This is a genomic window from Rheinheimera sp. MM224 (assembly GCF_947090785.1).
Classification (GTDB): Bacteria; Pseudomonadota; Gammaproteobacteria; order Enterobacterales; family Alteromonadaceae; genus Pararheinheimera.
Genome location: NZ_OX352320.1, coordinates 3,037,435 through 3,055,301, shown reverse-complemented (window position 1 = coordinate 3,055,301; position 17,867 = coordinate 3,037,435). Strand labels below are relative to the sequence as shown.

The window sequence follows — 17,867 nt, the reverse complement described above, 5'->3', positions numbered from 1 at the left end:
TTTTTCCTCTGTCAAAAAAACGCTGCCTGGTGCAGCGTTTTTTATTGGCCAGTCAAAAATTAGCAAATCCGATGGCTCAAAGGATTGAGCGTCGTTACAATACCGCCATTCTGACAGTGGACTGATACAGATGAAGATATACGCCGACGAAAATATGCCGTACGTCAAAGACTTCTTTGCCGAATTAGGTGAGGTCACGCTGGTCAATGGCCGCACTTTAACTGCGGATCAGATTAGTGACGCTGATGTGCTGCTGGTGCGTTCTGTGACCAAGGTCAATCAGCAATTGTTATCAAAAAGCCCAAAGCTGAAATTTGTTGGTACTGCCACCATTGGCACCGATCATATCGATCAGAGCTATCTGCAACAACGGGGTATTGGTTTTAGTAGTGCGCCTGGTTGTAATGCTCAGTCAGTGGTTGAGTATGTAGTGAGTAGCATCTTTGTGCTGGCAGAAAAGTACCAATGGAATTTACAACAAAAAACGGTCGGTGTGGTAGGGGTTGGTAATATTGGTCGGGTGCTGGTAAGTGCGCTTGAGGCCTTGTCTATCAAGGTATTATGCTGCGACCCACAGCGTGCAGCTGCAGACCCTGATTTTCCGCATATTCCGTTTGAAGTATTATTACCCCAGCTTGATATCGTCAGTTTTCATGTGCCTTTGGTTAAAACCGGCCCTGATGCAACAGTGGATTTACTCAACAGCCGGACCTTAAAACTACTCAAAACAGATTGTGCTGTGATCAATGCCTGCCGTGGCGAAGTGACCAATAACGACGCTTTATTGACGGAGGCTCAGTCTGGCCACAAAAGAGCGATGGTGCTGGATGTCTGGGCTAATGAGCCAGAACCTGATGTACGGCTGATCCCTTATACAGATATAGCCAGTGCTCATATTGCAGGCCACAGTATTGAAGGTAAAGCCCGTGGTACTGAAATGCTGTATCAGGCATTTTGCCAGCAGTTGGGGTTAAGCCCGACAAAGACCCTGGCGCAAGTGCTGCCAGAGCCTCAAGTTTCAGAGCTGAAAATAAATTCAAATTTTGGACTTTTAGATGTCCAAAATTTAACCCGGCTGTTATATGATGTGCGCCGGGACGATGCTTTGTTTCGTTTCTATATGATGCAAGACAATAAAACACAAGGTTTTGACTGGCTTAGAAAGTCATACCCACCGCGGCGTGAATACAGCTCGGTGCGGCTGACAGGACAAGAAGTGCCTGAGTTTTTAACAACATTAGGTTTTAGCAGCCAGTAACAAATGAAAGGGGAATAACCATGGCTCAGCAATACGACGTCGCTGTGTTAGGTGCTACAGGTTTAGTAGGCCAGCATTTAATTGAAATTTTAGAACAGCGCGATTTTCCGGTAAATAAACTTTATCCTTTAGCCAGCAGCCGCTCTGCCGGTGGCTTTATCACCTTTAAGGGTAAACAAATCGAAGTACTGGATGCTGAGACCTTTGACTGGACTAAGGTGCAGATTGGTTTGTTCTCTGCCGGTGGCAGCGTGTCTGCAACTTATGCACCTCGTGCTGCAGATGCAGGTTGCGTGGTGATCGACAACACCTCTCACTACCGCTACGAAGCTGATATTCCGTTAGTAGTGCCGGAAGTGAATGCGCACGCTATTGCAGAGTTCCGTAACCGCAATATCATTGCCAACCCAAACTGTTCTACCATTCAGATGCTGGTGGCGTTAAAGCCAATTCATGATGCCGTAGGTATAAGTCGTATTAATGTGGCCACTTATCAGTCGGTTGCTGGTGCTGGTCAACAAGGCGTTGAAGCTCTAGCTAAAGAAACCGCCCAGTTACTCAATGGTCGTCCTTTAGAAGAAGGCGGCAAGTTTGCCCGCCAGATCGCTTTTAACTGTATTCCACAAATTGATGTATTTCTGGATAACGGTTACACCAAAGAAGAAATGAAAATGCACTGGGAAACCCAAAAAATTATGGGTGATACCAGCATTTCCGTAAACGCTACTGCGGTTCGTGTGCCGGTGTTTTATGGTCATGCCGAAGCTGTGCATCTGGAAACCCGCATGCCAATCAGTGTAGAGCAGGTCAAAGCGCTGTTAGCCAATGCGCCAGGTGTGACTTTGATGGAAGACAACGCAGATTACCCGACTCAAGTGGGCAATGCTGCGGGTCAGGATGATGTATTTGTTGGCCGTATTCGCCAGGACTTCTCCCATGAAAATGGCATTAACTTATGGGTTGTAGCTGACAATATCCGTAAAGGCGCTGCCACTAATAGTATTCAGATCGCTGAGCATTTAATCCGCGACTATCTGTAAGACAAGATCAATAACTAAACAAAGGCTCCTGGTGGAGCCTTTGTTGTTTTCTATACACCAAGTAATGGGAGTTGCAGTTAGGCGACAAACGAGATAGACCCCATGAACATAGGCTTCTTATGTGATTGGGCTATAGAGTGCTGTCAACAAAGCTGCAGCTTCAAGTAAGAAGAGTATAAAGCAATTGATTCTGCAGCCGATATGCAGAGATATGCAGATTTTGTTTAAGCATAGCCAGTGGCATTCTTCTGGTTTACTATTCGGGTATGGAACGATGCTTGCAGTGTTTTTGTGTCAGAAAAATAATCTCCGGCCTTAAAGGATCATCGATGCGTTTAGTTGGGCTTCTCATTTTCAGTATTTTATTGCAGATCTGCAGTGTTAACGTCACTGCGGAAACCACTGTGCGCCTTAAAGGCCCTAAAAGCACCGAAAATCCAGACCGCAGCAGAGTCGGTCCTTTAACTCCAAATGACACCTTATGGCGTATTGCCGAAGAAGTACGGCCTCATCCTGGTTTAAACATCTATCAGGTGATGCACGCCATTTACCTGAAAAACCCACAATCTTTCCTTGATGACAACTTTAACCACCTGAATGTCGGTTCATTTCTGGCAATTCCTAATGTTGATGAAATACTGCAAGTGGATGCTGTAGACGCCCAGCGTAAATCGGAAGAAGACGATCGTATCTGGGCTGACAGAGTGCGTGCAGCAGCTGCAGCCAAAGTCAAACAAGGGGTAAATACTGCTCAGCAAAAGGACGTAGATAAGGCGAAGCAGGAAATTAAACAGGAACTGAACCGTGTTGAAGGGTTACAGAAAGGACAACTTCTTGATTTGCAGAGTAAACTAGCAGAATCAAAAGTGACAGTTGAAGCAGTGTTAGCGGATAACACTGCGCTGAAGGACAAACTGGATCAACTCGCCGATCAAATGCTATTGATGAAATCTCAGGTCGATAAAGACAGTGAAATTCAGCAACAACTGCAGTTACTAGTCGCACAGCAATCCGAGATGCTGGCGCAACAAAAAGCTCAGATTGAACGAGAGCAACAAGGGACAAATTTTGCCGAGCTGTGGCAAAATATTTCCTCCAGCAGTTTGACTTGGGTGCTGTTGGCTTCCTTACCTACCTTATTTGTATTGTTTGCTGTATTGAGTTGGATTAAACGCCGAACCAGAAAATCCGAGCAAATTATAAGTGCGGCTACAGCAGTACCACAGCAAGAGCCTGGTTATCGCTCGCCATTACCTCCTTTGGATGAAAGCTTCGACTTTGACGAAAGCAGCCTGATGACGCTGGATGAATCTTTGCTGGATTCTGGCAGCAAAGGAATACGTCTGGATGATGAGCCTATAGATTTACACGACGATATGTTGCTGGATACCAGAGCAGACGAGTTTGACGACATTCTGATGAATGATGATGACTTACTGGACAGCAAAGATTTACTTGATGCCAGTTCTATGGACGACGAGTTACTTGATGATTTGTTGGATCAGCCGATCAAAGCCGATAAAGACTTCGACCCCAATAACATTTTGTCCGGCACTGATTTATCCGCCTTATTTGATGAAGAACCAGAGTTGGATGACACCGACGATATATTCGCTCAGGCTGTCGCTGAACAATTAGCGGAAGAGCAAAAACAAAAGCAACCTGAACAGGCTGACGATGAACAGGCTGACGATGAACAGGATGAGCTGATTGAAGAGATTGAACTCGATGAGCCGGATAGCGACACTTTTGATGTGGGCAACCCTGTTTCTGCAGAAGCTGATGAGTTCAGTCTGGATGAAATAGAGGAGGTTGAAGAAGTCGACTTTGATTCACTGCTTGATGAGTTGGTAGTCACTGAGAACGTGCCTGAAGCACAGTTGTTAGCAGAAAGTTCAATAGATAGCTCGGTGAACAGTGCATTCGACAATCCAACAGAGGTGGCTGAAGATCTGGTTGATTTGAAACCTGAACAGCCTCATTTTGATAGCTCTGAACTTGACGAGTTTGCCGAATCGCTGGCCGATGAGGAATTGTCCGGATCAGAACCTTTGTCTATTGAAGACGAAGGGGATATTGATATTGATGCACTGCTGGATGGCACCGCAAATTGGCCAGATACTAAAAAAACTGATGCTTTAAGTAAGCTCGAACAGGACGAATTTAATGTTCCAGAGGCGCTGGATGTGACTGCTGAAGTTGCACCAGCGTTGGATATCAGTCTCGAATTTGACGAAGATGATTACCCGCTCAGCCCAGATGATGTTGCTTTACTGTTGTCGGACGAACCACAACAAGAGCAAGAGAGTGAGATGCCTCCTCATTTCCATGCGGATCATGGCGATTTGGCGGAATTGATGGGGGGAGTGGATCAGCAAGCTGGCTTGTCAGCAGAGTCCGGCTCTGAGGTAAACGAAGAAGAATCCTATGAAGTTGAGTCAAACGAAGCCTGGCAGGAGCTAGCAGATCAGGCGGCTGAACCTGAGTTAATTGAGTCAGTTTCGGATTTAGATTTGGAGTTACAGGAAGATCTAAGCGTAAGCCGTGTTTCTGCTGCAACCTTGTCTGTTGAGAATCCTAGTAAGGTTTTGGAAGAATACCCGGATCTTGAGTTTTCAGATGAAGCTGCGTTGGTTGATGATACCGATGATGAGTTAGAAGACGAAATTCTTGTGGTTTCGGATGACGCAGCAGATAGCGCAGAACAAACCAAGCAGGCAAACGAAGATATTGCATCTGAATTGGATGCTTTGGATGGAACTGACTTTGATGCGTTGCTTGCCGACTATGCACAAACTGATACCGAAGATAGACTCGCTGATGAACAGATAGCTGACGTTGTGTTATCTGAGTTAAATCCAGAACCTGTAGAGGCATCAGTGCAAGCGACTGACGCGGAACCGCCTTTGGTCCTGAAGCAAGCTCAGTCCGATGATCTGGAGTTCTCATTGTTGGCATTGGATAAGCTGCTGGATGATTCAGAAGACGAGCCACAACTGCATCAAAATGCAGTACGCACTATTGATGTGGGGCTGGAGGATTATCAGGATTTCATTGCAGCGCAGCACGAGCCGGAACTTGATCCTGCTGAGCAAGGCTTTGCCGCCGATCTGGATTTAATCCGCGCTTATATCGAAATTGGTGAGCAAGATGGCGCTGAGCATCTTATCGACAAAGTGCTAAGTTCTGCCGCACCAGAGCATATCAAACAAGAAGCTCAAAGCTTAAAAGACCTGCTTTAAATCAACAGGGTCAGAGTCTTGACTCTGACCCTTCAGTTCTTGAATTCTGTTCATGCCCCCATGAGCACAAAACTAAATCATGCTGCTGTTCTTGCCATGACAATAAGCTGTTGCCTTTAAAACTCGTGAGTTTCCCTCCATGCCTGAGTTATACTTCTGCCCCTAAGTGATGGGAGTCAGAATGCGAATTGCGTTAGGTATCGAATACAACGGTGTAGGTTTATTTGGGTGGCAAAGGCAACGTGAAGTGCCAAGTGTGCAAGGTCATCTGGAAGCTGCGTTATCCAAGGTTGCTAATGCAACTATTGAATTATCCTGCGCTGGCCGCACTGACGCTGGTGTCCATGCGACTGGTCAGGTCGTGCATTTTGATACCGATGCTCACCGTGATATGCGCGCCTGGATTATGGGCGCCAACTCCAATCTGCCGGATGGCATAGCAGTGCGCTGGGCAAAAGAAGTGTCGGATGATTTTCATGCCCGTTTTTCTGCTACTGCCCGTCGTTACCGTTATGTCATTTACAACAATAAATTCAGGCCCGCGATTTTAGGTGCTGGTTTAAGTCATTATCATCAGGAATTGAATATTGAACTGATGCAGCAAGCTGCTGTCCATTTACTGGGTGAAAATGATTTTACGTCATTTCGTGCTATCCAGTGCCAATCGCACAGCCCCTTCCGTAATCTGATGCACCTGCATTTAAGCCGGGTAGGGCAGTTTATTGTACTGGATATTAAGGCCAATGCTTTTTTACACCATATGGTGCGTAATATTACTGGCAGCTTGTTACAAGTGGGTATGGGTTTAAAAGAACCAGAATGGATTGCAGAGTTGCTGGCGGCGAAAGATCGGACTTTAGCTGCAGCAACGGCCAAAGCCGAAGGCTTGTATCTGGTGGATGTGGATTACCCGGAACACTTTGGTATTCCGAAAATGCCACTGGGTCCGCTGTTCCTGCCAGACAGTTTTTGCTCTGACTCTGCCTGAAGCCGCCGTTTGAAGTAAGACCAGTTAGCTATAGGTTCTATCATGGCTTTGTGCTTTAATAAGCGCCGTTAGCCGCATGATCGGCGCTTTTTTACACAATAAACTAAGTTTGGGCTCAAGCCCTGCTGCGATACCAAGGAACAACTATGAGTTGGTTAGAAAAAATTCTGCCCAGAACTTCGTCTTCATCCCGTCGTAATATTCCTGAAGGGGTCTGGACTAAATGTACCTCTTGTGACGCTGTATTGTACAAGGCAGAACTGGATCGGAACTTAGGTGTTTGTCCTAAATGTGACAACCATATGCGTATCAGTGCCAGAGACCGTTTAAACAATTTCCTTGATACCGGGGGTATGGTTGAATTGGCTGCAGAGCTGGAACCTCAGGATCTGTTGAAATTTAAAGACAGCAAAAAATACAAAGACCGTATTATTGCTGCACAAAAAGAAACCAATGAAAAAGACGCCATGGTCGTGATGCGCGGTACTTTATTGGGCATGCCTGTGGTGGTTGCTTCATTTGAATTTGCATTTATGGGCGGCTCAATGGCGTCTGTAGTTGGTGCCAAGTTTGTCAAAGGTGTTGAATACGCTATTGAAAACAAAGTGCCTTTTATCTGTTTCTCTGCCAGTGGTGGCGCCCGTATGCAAGAAGCGTTGATGTCTTTGATGCAAATGGCAAAAACCAGCGCGGCTTTAGCTAAACTGAGTGAAGCAGGTTTACCATATATTTCTGTGCTGACTGACCCGACTATGGGCGGTGTATCTGCCAGTCTGGCCATGCTGGGCGATTTAAACATTGGTGAGCCAAAAGCTCTGATCGGTTTTGCCGGTCCACGTGTTATCGAGCAGACAGTACGTGAAAAATTACCTGAAGGTTTCCAGCGCAGCGAATTCCTGCTGGAACACGGTGCTATCGACATGATTGTTGACCGCCGCCAAATGCGCGATACAATTGCGCGACTTGTGGCTAAATTCATGCGATGGCCAGCTCCTGCCAAGGAACACCGCGTCGCCTAATAAGGTGTTATGACCAATCTTTTATCGCCTACAAGCCAATCCTGTCAGACCCTGACGGATTGGCTTTGTTATATAGAACAAAAACATCCGCAACATCAGATTGAATTGGGATTGGGCCGGGTGCTTAACATCGCTCAGCGTGCCGATTTGCATCTGTTGCCTGGTAAAAAAATTCTGATCGCCGGCACCAATGGCAAAGGTACTACAGCCCGCACTCTTGAACAGCTCTGCGCAGTGCAGGGCTTGTCTGTGGGGGTGTATAGCTCTCCTCATTTGCTTCAATTTAACGAGCGCTTGCGTATCAACGGTGAAGATGTGGCCGACACCCTTTGGTGTGAGGCTTTTGCTTTTATCGAACAGCTACGTGGCGATATCGAGCTGACCTATTTTGAGTTCACCACGCTGGCGTCATTTTATTTGCTGAAACAACAGCAACCCGATCTCTGCCTGATTGAAGTGGGTTTAGGTGGACGACTGGACGCCACCAATATTATTGAGCCTGATTTAAGTATTCTGACCACAGTCGATTTAGACCATCAGGATTATTTAGGGCCAGATAGAGAAAGTATTGGCCGCGAAAAAGCCGGAGTATTCCGGGCTGGTAAACCAGCCGTGATAGGCGAGACAGATATTCCGCAGTCGGTGTTGAAATACAGTCAGGATCTTAAAGCCAAACTGCTTTGCATCAATTCGGATTACCACTACAGCGTCACAGATGCGGGGTTTCACTGGCAAGGTGTACAAAGCCGTTTAGAGGCTTTACCTCTGACTGCAGTGCCGCTGCAGAATATAGCGACAGCTCTTACTGCATTGGAAGCCTTAGCTTTGTTGCCTTCACAGCAACAGGCCACAAAGGTTCTGGCCGAATTAAGTCTGCCTGGACGGATGCAGTGGCTGAGTAAAACACCAGGTATTTTATTGGATGTGGCGCATAACCCGCAGTCGGCCGGTTATTTGGCGGCTCAGCTTCAGTTCATCAAAGCAGGTTATGCTCGGGTCCATCTGCTGGTGGGTATGTTAAAAGATAAAGACATTCAGCACAGTCTGGCTCCTTTTCATGCCTTGGCTGATCACTGGCATCTGGTGACTTTACCTGGCGCTCGTGGGGCAGAGGCCAGTTTGCTGTTGCAGCAGTTGCCAGCACAGAGCAGTTATTCATGTTATTCAGATTTAGAGTCGGGTTACCAACAAGCGCTATTATCCATGCAGGCTAATGATTTATTGGTGATTTTCGGCTCTTTTGTTACAGTGTCGGCAGTTCTAGCGCTGCAAAAGGAGACAGATGTATGACCAGCGCCTTTAAAAATCGCTTAATTGGCAGCAGCATTTTAATTATTGCTGCCATCGTTTTTTTACCTGATTTGCTGGATGGGCAAAAACAGGTGGTAAAAGATGAATTTAAAGCTATTCCAGAGCGTCCGGAATTTGCCACAGTGCAACAGGAACAGGTGTTCACTAAACAGCAATTAGCGGAAAAACAGCAGGAGTTATTGGCGACACCAGTGAATGAACCTGCTGCTGATGCGGCTTTACCTGATAATAGTTTTGCAGAGGTTACGGCAGGAGCTGCTGGCAGTGAAGCCTCGACCGACAGCGCAGCTATGGTGGCACAACCCACTGATGGCACTGAAACAGACCCAATTCCAGTGCCGACAGAAAACCCTTTAGCTCCTGTGACTGTAACAGATAGCACGACACAGACTGCGACTACAACTGCTGTGCCGCCTGCTACAGAAAAGCCTGCAGAACTCAAAGGCAATCCAGCGTTAAATGAGACAGCCTGGATAGTCAGGGTGGGGAGCTTTGGTAAAGTAGAAAACGCGACCGCTTTAGTGGCTAAATTAAAGGAAGCCGGTTTTACTACCTTTACCCGTTCAACCACCAATGCACAAGGTCAATCCATGGTCAGTGTCGTGGTTGGGCCTGAACTGAAAAAAGAGCGTCTGGAACAAAAACTGCCTCAACTGCAGCAACTGACAGGAACTGCGGGTCTGAAGCTGACTGCTTTTAAGCCTATCGAAAATAATTAGGTGTTCGGGCGCGTGTTTTGGTAGAATGCGCGCCGTCCTTAAGCATCCTTTGGTAGCAAATGGTTTGGATTGATTATGCCATTCTGGCAATTATCTCTCTGTCGACTGTGATCAGTCTGGTCAGGGGATTTGCCAAAGAAGCGGTTTCTCTGATTATCTGGATACTGGCCTTTTTTGTTGCCAGTTATTACTACCCCTATCTGGCAACGTATTTCACTGAATTGCAAGACGCGCTGGTGCGCAATGCAGTCTCTATTGCCGTTCTGTTTATCTCCACTCTTATTCTTGGTGCCTTAATTAATTACCTGATTGGCCGTTTGGTTGAGTCGACAGGTTTATCCGGCACCGACCGATTACTTGGCCTGATCTTTGGTGCCCTGCGTGGTGTGTTGGTGGTCAGTGCGTTGTTATTTTTCCTGGATGCTTTTACCAGCGCGGATCAAACCGACTGGTGGCAAGCCTCCAAACTAATACCCGAATTTGGTTTTATCATTGAATGGTTTTTTGAGTACATCAAAGCCCATTCCAGTTTTATGCAGCGACCCTAAGCGTGGCGAGGAAATAATCGATGTGTGGTATTGTTGGAATCGTAGGTAAGTATCCGGTCAATCAGGCGTTGTACGACGGTTTAACTGTGTTGCAGCACCGTGGTCAGGATGCCGCCGGCATAGTGACAGTAGACAACAAAACCTTACGCTTACGCAAAGCCAATGGCTTAGTGAAAGACGTATTTGAAGCCCGCCATATGCAGCGTTTGTCTGGCAATATGGGCATAGGCCACGTGCGTTACCCAACAGCGGGTTCTGCCAGTACGGCCGAAGCTCAGCCGTTTTATACCAATAGTCCTTTTGGTATAGCCCTGGCGCATAACGGTAACCTGACTAACTCTGAAGAATTAAAAGACGAGTTATTCCGTACCGCCCGTCGTCATGTCAATACCAACTCAGACTCAGAAGCGCTGTTAAACGCTTTTGCCCACGAGCTGGATATTCATGCCGATATGCATGTAAACCCTGACCATATTTTCCGTGCTGTTGCTAATCTACACCGCAAAATCCGCGGTGGTTATGCGGTGGTTGCAGTCGTTATTGGTCATGGTTTAGTGGCATTTCGTGACCCTAACGGTATCCGTCCTTTAGTGATGGGTAAACGTGAAACTGCGCTTGGCACCGAGTATATGGTCGCCTCTGAAAGCGTGGCCTTGGATGCGGATGGTTTTACTGTGCTGCGTGATGTAGCGCCTGGTGAAGCTGTGTATATCACCGAAGATGGTGAGCTGTTTAGCCAGCAATGTGCTGAAAACCCAAGTTATGCCCCATGTATTTTTGAATATGTGTATTTTGCCCGCCCGGACTCCACCATAGACAACGTGTCTGTGTATGCATCCCGCGTGGCTATGGGTAAAAAGCTGGGCGAAAAAATCAAAAAAGAATGGGCGCATTTAGATATTGATGTGGTCATTCCAATTCCTGAGACCAGTAACGATGCAGCTTTGCAAATTGCGCATGAGTTAGGTTTGCCATACCGTCAGGGTTATGTGAAAAACCGTTACATTGGCCGTACTTTTATTATGCCGGGTCAAGGCGAACGTAAAAAGTCAGTCAAACGTAAACTGAACGCTATTTGGCAGGAATTCAAAGGCAAAAACGTGTTGCTGGTAGATGACTCCATAGTTCGCGGTACCACCTCAGAACAAATCATTGATATGGCGCGTGAAGCGGGCGCCAAGAAAGTGTATTTTGCCTCTGCTGCTCCGGAAATTCGTTTCCCGAACGTGTACGGTATTGATATGCCATCTGCCAATGAGCTGATTGCTCATGGCCACGATGTCGAAAGCATCTGCAAAATCATTGGTGCTGATGGTTTGATTTTCCAGTCACTGGAAGATTTAGTGGATGCCGTGCGTTCACAAAATCCGGAACTGAAACGTTTCGAGACTTCAGTCTTTGATGGTGTCTATGTCACCAATGATATTGATCAGGCCTACCTGAACCGTCTGGATGCGCAGCGTAATGAAGCGTCCAAACGCAAAAAAGAAGCCGAGTTATCTGCAAGTTTAGATTTGCATAACGAAGGCAACTGATAGGCCAGAGCCAGTCTTGTGAAATTAAAAGGGGCCAGTTTTTAACTGGCCCCTTTTGTTTTTGTAAAATGAGTATCTGAAAATCAGCTAATGCGTAAACGCAGGGCCGAAACCGGAGCTCCATAAAATAGCGGTGGCAGTCATCACACACACCAGCAGAATGAGGCCTGTGGTGACTACTGAACTGGCATAAATAAAGCCACGTTCCTCTGGAATATGCATCAGTATCGGTACACCCACATACAACAAATACACTGAATAAGTCAGTCCAGCTAAGCCCACCAGCATCACAAACCAAAGTTCAGGAAATAAGGCGGCAAAACCTACCATAAAAAGTGGCGTCGAGGTGTAGGAGGCTAGTTCCAGCGTCTGGGTATAAGTGGGTTCAGATCCAAAGGTATGAGCCATCCAGTGCGCAAGGTAGGCTAATGCAAAGACCCCACCTATTAAAGCCACATACATAGCGACAGAAAGCATCATGGCGCTTTCTGCAGTTAAGCGTATAGGTTCACCCACGCCAATACTCCAGCCTATATGTACTGCTGAATAATAAGCGCAAATAGACGGAATTAAGGCGACGAGCAGGATGTGGATTAAGCTGTATCTGAAACTTTCGTGACGTGCGTCTATCGTATGCCATTCTTCTTTCGGATGGGCATACAGTCCCCATAAGTGATTTAGAATCATAGTTGTTATCCTTGGCTACTACGTTGTTCAATACAGGGCCACACAACAAACCCTTACCTTTGTTATGGCTAATAGAACAGCGTTCGTCAAGTTTAGAGCGGAAAATCTACAGTGAAGAAGAGCTGCATGTCTCAGGTCAACTGACACATGCGTTTGAGGGGCGGAAAAATGCTATTTTAAATGGCCGGAGCAGGAGCGCCACTATGGAATTTAAAGTCCGGATCCGGGTTTGAAATCAGCTCTGCTTCGAGTTTGCCAAAAAACGTCACTCGTGGTGTGATATCTGATTTGGAGATCACCTGAGCCAGTTCCAGATAGTCAGCAAAATGCCGTGCTTCTGAACGTAACAAGGAGGTGTAAAAGCTGGCTAACTCCGGATCAACACATTCAGCGAGTTTAGCGAAACGCTCACAGGAGCGGGCTTCGATATAAGCACCACAGATCAGTTTATCGATCAGAATTTGTGGTTCATGGGTTTTGCAGTTTTGGATAAGTGTCTTGGCATAACGGCTGGCACTAATATTTTCATAGGGAATGCCGCGCGCCTGCATTATTTCCAGTACCTGACAAAAATGGTGCAACTCTTCGCGTATTAACAACACCATGCGGTCGATAATGCGATCGGAAAACGCAAAATCAGAACGGCCAATAATGCTTTTATTCAGTTTTTCAGCCTGCTTTAACCCATGAATATCACCGTCAAACCGATAAGCGAAGTCTTCAAAAGGTTTCAGCCAGTTTAGTAGGGTTAAGGAGCTGTCTTTGTCGCAGGCATAACGGCGCAGCAGATACATAGCGGTTTGCGCCGCTTTTAATTCACAGATTAAGTGGTCCTGTAATAAAACCGCCAACCGCTCTGGTTTCTGCGCTTCGACTATCCAGCTGTCCGGGGTTTCACACTGTAAAAACTGATGAATGGGCTGAAGTAATTCGGTAAAACTCATAAAGATCTCAGTAGGCTGTTTATGATGACGCCTGGGGCAGGGCGTTGAAGTGTAGTTGCCAGCCGTCCGCTGACACATCCAGATAAGAACTCTGGCTGTACCAGTCACCTAACACATAACGTTGTGCTGCGCTGCCATCGGCACCTTGCAATGGATGCACTGCTGGCCTGTGGGTATGACCATGAATTAAATGCTGCACTTGATGTTGAGCCATGACTTTAGGTACTTCATCTGGCGTGACATCCATAATGTCCGATGTTTTGCCTTTTTTATCCATAGCACTGACCCTGCGGGCTTTACGCGCGAGGTGTTGCCGGTACCATAGCGGTAACGACAATATGAGCTTTTGCCACCATTTTTGGTCCCACCAGGCACGAAACTTCTGATAACCAATGTCCAGGGTGCAAAGCGAATCACCGTGCATCAGTAAAGTGGCAGTGCCGTATAAATCGACTACGGTCAGAGGCGCAAGCAACTGCATGCCACAACGCTTAGCAAATTTTTTACCGAGCAAAAAGTCGCGGTTGCCATGGCAAAAATAGACGGGCACATATTTAGCGGACAGGGCCTTGATAGCGCCAGCAACTTCAGTCAGTAAAGGCGAGGGGTTATCATCACCAATCCAGACTTCAAACAAATCGCCCAGAATATAAAGCGCATCAGCATTGGCTGCCTTTTGCTGTAAAAAAAGCAAAAACGCCGCGGTAATATCCGGGCGTTGTTCGCTTAAATGCAGATCGGCAATAAAAAGGCTGTGGCCTTTAGCCATGGATTTCTGCTTTTTCGATGATCACGGCATCGTTTGGTACATCAGCATGGCCAAACTTGCGTCCTGTAGACACAGTTTTGATTTTGTTGATCACATCCATGCCTTCGACCACTTCACCAAATACACAATAACCCCAGCCCTGAGAAGTTTCTGAGCTGAAATCTAAAAAGTCGTTATTGGCTACGTTAATAAAGAACTGGCAGGTCGCAGAATGTGGATCGCTGGTGCGGGCCATAGCTACAGTGCCGGCTTTGTTAGCCACTTTGTTGTTTGCTTCGTTTTTGATTGGTTTACCCGGGTCTTTTTGTTCCATTTCAGGAGTGAAACCACCGCCCTGGATCATAAAGCCATTGATCACACGGTGAAAAATGGTGTTGTCATAAAAACCTTCTTTTACGTAGTTCAGAAAGTTTTCTACTGTTGCAGGGGCTTTGTCGGCAAATAATGCCAGTTTAATAACACCAAAATTGGTATGTAAGCTAACCATGATCATCTCCTATGGCTTAAAAACGGCGATAGTGTACCGCAGCTGTCGTCTATACCCAAGTAACTTCAAGATGCTTAGTTCAGTATCGCTTGGGTATGTAACAAAGCGACAAAGCGAGGATAGCTCAAGGCTTTTGCTGATGTTACACTGTTACGCTTTGTGATTGCCGTTTTGATGATTTCCCGAGGAGCCCATGCTACAGATTTTTAATACCCTGACCCGTAAAAAAGAGTCCTTTGTGCCTTTAGTGCCTGGCAAAGTTTCTATGTATGTCTGCGGCATCACTATTTATGATTTCTGTCATGTTGGCCACGCCCGTACTTATGTGGCTTTTGATGTGATGAACCGTTATTTACGTTTCAGCGGTTACGACGTCACCTATGTGCGTAACATCACAGATGTAGACGACAAAATTATCAAACGAGCCAATGAAAACGGCGAAAGCTGTGACGCTTTAACGGCCCGTTATACCGTTGCTATGCATGATGACTTTAACGCGCTGGGTTTAATGCCTGCCGATATTGAACCTCGTGTCACCACTCATATGGCTGAAATTATTGAGCTGATTGAAACTTTAGTGGCGAAAGGTTATGCCTATATAGCCTCTGACGGTGACGTACTGTTTGATGTCAGTAAATACGAAGCTTATGGTCAGCTTAGTCAGCAGAATCTGGACATGTTGCAATCTGGTGCCCGTGTAGAGATTGATCAGGCCAAAGACGATCCACTGGATTTTGTATTGTGGAAAATGGCCAAGCCAAATGAGCCACGCTGGTCATCGCCATGGGGCGAAGGCCGTCCAGGCTGGCATATCGAATGTTCGGCTATGAGTGCAAAGCATTTAGGCAAACATTTTGACATTCACGGCGGTGGTTCAGATTTACAGTTCCCGCACCATGAAAACGAAATCGCTCAGTCTTGCTGCGCCCATGACACACCGTACGTCAATACCTGGATCCATACTGGTATGGTGCAGGTGGATAAAGAAAAGATGTCTAAATCTTTAGGCAACTTCTTTACTGTGAAAGATGTACTGGCAGATTACAACGCTGAAGCTGTGCGTTATTTCCTGATCTCCAGCCATTACCGCAGCCAGTTGAACTACTCGGCGGAAAACTTGTTGCAGGCGCATTCAGCTTTAGGCCGTTTGTACACCGCCTTGCGTGAAGTAAAACCTGCGACAGACGTCGATATGAATAACGATTACGTCAAAACCTTCCGTGCTGCTATGGATGACGACTTCAATACAGCTCTGGCTTTGCCTGTGTTATTTGAACTGGCTCGTGATATCAACAAAGAAAAAGCTACAGATCCAGCCAAAGCCTCACAGCTTGCGTGCTTGTTAATTAAACTCGGCAGTGTGATGGGTATTTTGCAGGGCGATGCAGAGACCTTTTTACAGTCAGGTACAGATTCAGATGATGTGGCTGAGATTGAAGCTTTAATTACACAGCGCAATACAGCACGAGCTAACAAAGACTGGGCTGCAGCTGATGCTGCCCGTGACGCTTTGGTGGCTAAGGGTATTATTCTGGAAGATAAAGCAGGTGTTACCACCTGGCGTCGGGGTTAATAGTCTGCAATAAAAAGGGGCAGAGTTTTAGCTCTGCCCCTTTTTCATTTATGGCTGCATCTGACTATTGATCGTGGAACTGCTCGCAAGCTTCTAAGGTGTTTTCAATCAGGCAGGCTACTGTCATAGGGCCTACACCACCAGGCACAGGCGTAATAAAACGTGCGTGCTCTTTGGCTTTATCAAATTCAACATCACCTACCAGTTTGCCGGATTCTAAACGGTTTATACCGACATCAATCACCAGCGCACCAGGTTTAATCCAGTCGCCCGGAATAAATTCAGGCTTACCTACGGCCACCACCACTAAATCAGCGCGGCGTACATGCTGCTCCAGCTGTTTGGTGAACTTATGGCACACTGTTGTAGTGCAACCCGCCAATAACAGCTCCAGCGCCATAGGGCGGCCTACAATGTTGGAGGCGCCTACCACTACTGCATCCATGCCACGGATTTGAATGCCAGTGCTTTGCAACAGTTTAATGATGCCTTTTGGTGTGCAAGGGCGAAGGGCAGGCATACGCTGAGCTAAACGGCCTATATTGTAAGGGTGGAAACCATCGACATCTTTCAGTGGATTGATACGTTCCAGAATGGCCGAAGCGTCTAAACCTGCAGGCAAAGGCAATTGCACCAGAATACCGTCTACTTTGTTATCTGCATTTAACGTATCGATTAAATCAAATAACTCTTGTTGAGTCGTGCCTGATGGCAAATCGTAAGAGAAGGATTCAAAACCTACTTCTTCACAGGCTTTACGTTTACTGCCTACATAGACCTGAGAGGCTGCATCCATACCGACCAGTACTACCGCAAGGCCCGGAGCTCTTTTTCCTGCCGCAAGGCGTTGCTGAACCCTTAATGCGACCTGTTGACGGGTAGATTGAGCTACCGCTTTGCCATCTATGATTTGTGCTGCCATAAAACTGCTCTGTTGACCTGAAATCTGAGGATTTGTATTTTCGCACAGCTACGCTAAAGAGGCCAAGCAGATCAGTTTAAGTGGCGTAAAAAGTTAAAAAATCAGCATATTTTCACCGTATTGGTCGCTTTTATGGCAAATGGGTTCAAATATTAAGCAATCAGTTTTTTAGCTGCAAAAAAGGTTTGACGCTCCAAGGGTTGGGCTGTAATATTCCGCCCCGTTGCAGTAGTGTAGCGAAGTCGGTGATTAGCGCAGCTTGGTAGCGCACTTGGTTTGGGTCCAAGGGGTCGCAAGTTCGAATCTTGCATCACCGACCATTTAAGAGAGCCTAACGGCCTCGAATTTGGCGCCCGTAGCTCAGCTGGATAGAGCAACGGCCTTCTAAGCCGTGGGTCATAGGTTCGAGTCCTATCGGGCGCGCCATTGCAACAAGTACAGTGTTAAAAGTTCTACCGTGGTGGCTGTAGCTCAGTTGGTAGAGTCCCGGATTGTGATTCCGGTTGTCGTGGGTTCGAGCCCCATCAGCCACCCCATTTTAGACTGGTTTATATGTCGGTGATTAGCGCAGCTTGGTAGCGCACTTGGTTTGGGTCCAAGGGGTCGCAAGTTCGAATCTTGCATCACCGACCATTCTCCCTCTAAAAACAATAACAGCAGCAATGCTGTTTTTTGCTTTCTGGCGTTCTGAAAAGCTGCAACACCAAAAACAACACACAAAATCCGCACCTCTGCTCCCGGTTAAATAATCCTTCTGGTCTATTACGCTTTCCCTTATTTAACTCTCTTCCCCATGTAGTTTTACAGGCAAAAAAAAGCCTGCAC

The 17,867-nt window shown here is 46.6% G+C and carries 15 protein-coding genes and 4 tRNA genes; 14 read left to right on the top strand and 5 right to left on the bottom strand.

Translation table 11 applies throughout. The annotated features are described in order from the left end of the window. Positions 1–130: 130 nt before the first annotated feature. The 9 genes from OM978_RS14345 to purF all read left to right on the top strand — a co-directional run bounded on the left by OM978_RS14345 (position 131) and on the right by purF (position 11,660). Positions 131–1,258 carry a 4-phosphoerythronate dehydrogenase gene (locus tag OM978_RS14345; RefSeq protein WP_264342897.1) on the top strand — a complete coding sequence of 376 codons (1,128 nt, stop codon included), beginning with the start codon at positions 131–133 and terminating at the stop codon, positions 1,256–1,258. Between the two features lie 20 nt (positions 1,259–1,278). Then, the gene (locus tag OM978_RS14340) at positions 1,279–2,298 is read left to right on the top strand and encodes an aspartate-semialdehyde dehydrogenase (RefSeq protein ID WP_264342895.1); all 1,020 of its coding nucleotides are present in this window, start codon (positions 1,279–1,281) and stop codon (positions 2,296–2,298) included. A 329-nt stretch (positions 2,299–2,627) separates the two neighbouring features. Then, complete coding sequence (locus OM978_RS14335; protein WP_264342893.1) at positions 2,628–5,540, top strand: FimV/HubP family polar landmark protein; 2,913 nt, start codon at positions 2,628–2,630, stop codon at positions 5,538–5,540. Positions 5,541–5,721: 181 nt separating this feature from the next. Further along, complete coding sequence (gene truA, locus OM978_RS14330; RefSeq protein ID WP_264342891.1) at positions 5,722–6,528, top strand: tRNA pseudouridine(38-40) synthase TruA; 807 nt, start codon at positions 5,722–5,724, stop codon at positions 6,526–6,528. A 146-nt stretch (positions 6,529–6,674) separates the two neighbouring features. Then, complete coding sequence (gene accD, locus OM978_RS14325; RefSeq protein WP_264342889.1) at positions 6,675–7,547, top strand: acetyl-CoA carboxylase, carboxyltransferase subunit beta; 873 nt, start codon at positions 6,675–6,677, stop codon at positions 7,545–7,547. 9 nt (positions 7,548–7,556) lie between these two features. Next, positions 7,557–8,837, top strand: coding sequence for a bifunctional tetrahydrofolate synthase/dihydrofolate synthase (gene folC, locus OM978_RS14320; RefSeq protein WP_264342887.1), 1,281 nt, complete (start codon positions 7,557–7,559; stop codon positions 8,835–8,837). Continuing rightward, entirely contained in the window at positions 8,834–9,577 is a 744-nt protein-coding gene (locus tag OM978_RS14315; protein WP_264342884.1) for an SPOR domain-containing protein, read from the top strand. The genes folC and OM978_RS14315 overlap by 4 nt, the downstream gene beginning before the upstream one ends. Positions 9,578–9,636: 59 nt before the next feature. Further along, on the top strand, positions 9,637–10,125 hold the full coding sequence (locus tag OM978_RS14310) for a CvpA family protein (protein WP_233009472.1): 489 nt from the start codon (positions 9,637–9,639) through the stop codon (positions 10,123–10,125). A 20-nt stretch (positions 10,126–10,145) separates the two neighbouring features. Further along, a complete protein-coding gene (purF, locus tag OM978_RS14305; protein ID WP_264342881.1) occupies positions 10,146–11,660 on the top strand; it encodes an amidophosphoribosyltransferase in 1,515 nt (504 codons plus the stop codon). Positions 11,661–11,747: 87 nt separating this feature from the next. Here purF and OM978_RS14300 read toward each other — a convergent pair whose 3' ends face one another. The 4 genes from OM978_RS14300 to OM978_RS14285 all read right to left on the bottom strand — a co-directional run bounded on the left by OM978_RS14300 (position 11,748) and on the right by OM978_RS14285 (position 14,547). Then, positions 11,748–12,347, bottom strand: a complete 600-nt coding sequence (locus OM978_RS14300) for a Yip1 family protein (RefSeq protein ID WP_264342880.1) — start codon at positions 12,345–12,347, stop codon at positions 11,748–11,750. 176 nt (positions 12,348–12,523) lie between these two features. Beyond that, entirely contained in the window at positions 12,524–13,291 is a 768-nt protein-coding gene (gene miaE, locus OM978_RS14295; protein ID WP_264342879.1) for a tRNA isopentenyl-2-thiomethyl-A-37 hydroxylase MiaE, read from the bottom strand. 19 nt (positions 13,292–13,310) lie between these two features. Continuing rightward, the gene (lpxH, locus tag OM978_RS14290; protein WP_264342878.1) at positions 13,311–14,060 is read right to left on the bottom strand and encodes a UDP-2,3-diacylglucosamine diphosphatase; all 750 of its coding nucleotides are present in this window, start codon (positions 14,058–14,060) and stop codon (positions 13,311–13,313) included. Further along, positions 14,053–14,547, bottom strand: a complete 495-nt coding sequence (locus OM978_RS14285) for a peptidylprolyl isomerase (RefSeq protein ID WP_233009477.1) — start codon at positions 14,545–14,547, stop codon at positions 14,053–14,055. The genes lpxH and OM978_RS14285 overlap by 8 nt, the downstream gene beginning before the upstream one ends. 193 nt (positions 14,548–14,740) lie before the next feature. On the opposite strand from OM978_RS14285, the gene cysS reads away from it, so the two are divergent. After that, positions 14,741–16,120: a cysteine--tRNA ligase gene (gene cysS, locus OM978_RS14280; RefSeq protein ID WP_264342877.1), complete on the top strand. Its 1,380-nt coding sequence runs from the start codon at positions 14,741–14,743 to the stop codon at positions 16,118–16,120. A gap of 64 nt (positions 16,121–16,184) precedes the next feature. Here the strand turns inward: cysS and folD are convergent, their stop codons facing one another. Next, on the bottom strand, positions 16,185–17,042 hold the full coding sequence (gene folD / locus OM978_RS14275) for a bifunctional methylenetetrahydrofolate dehydrogenase/methenyltetrahydrofolate cyclohydrolase FolD (RefSeq protein WP_127024535.1): 858 nt from the start codon (positions 17,040–17,042) through the stop codon (positions 16,185–16,187). A gap of 243 nt (positions 17,043–17,285) precedes the next feature. On the opposite strand from folD, the gene OM978_RS14270 reads away from it, so the two are divergent. The 4 genes from OM978_RS14270 to OM978_RS14255 all read left to right on the top strand — a co-directional run bounded on the left by OM978_RS14270 (position 17,286) and on the right by OM978_RS14255 (position 17,675). Continuing rightward, a tRNA-Pro gene (locus OM978_RS14270) sits at positions 17,286–17,362 on the top strand. A 29-nt stretch (positions 17,363–17,391) separates the two neighbouring features. Next, a tRNA-Arg gene (locus OM978_RS14265) sits at positions 17,392–17,468 on the top strand. A 34-nt stretch (positions 17,469–17,502) separates the two neighbouring features. Next, a tRNA-His gene (locus OM978_RS14260) sits at positions 17,503–17,578 on the top strand. Positions 17,579–17,598: 20 nt separating this feature from the next. Next, a tRNA-Pro gene (locus OM978_RS14255) sits at positions 17,599–17,675 on the top strand. Positions 17,676–17,867: the final 192 nt, after the last annotated feature.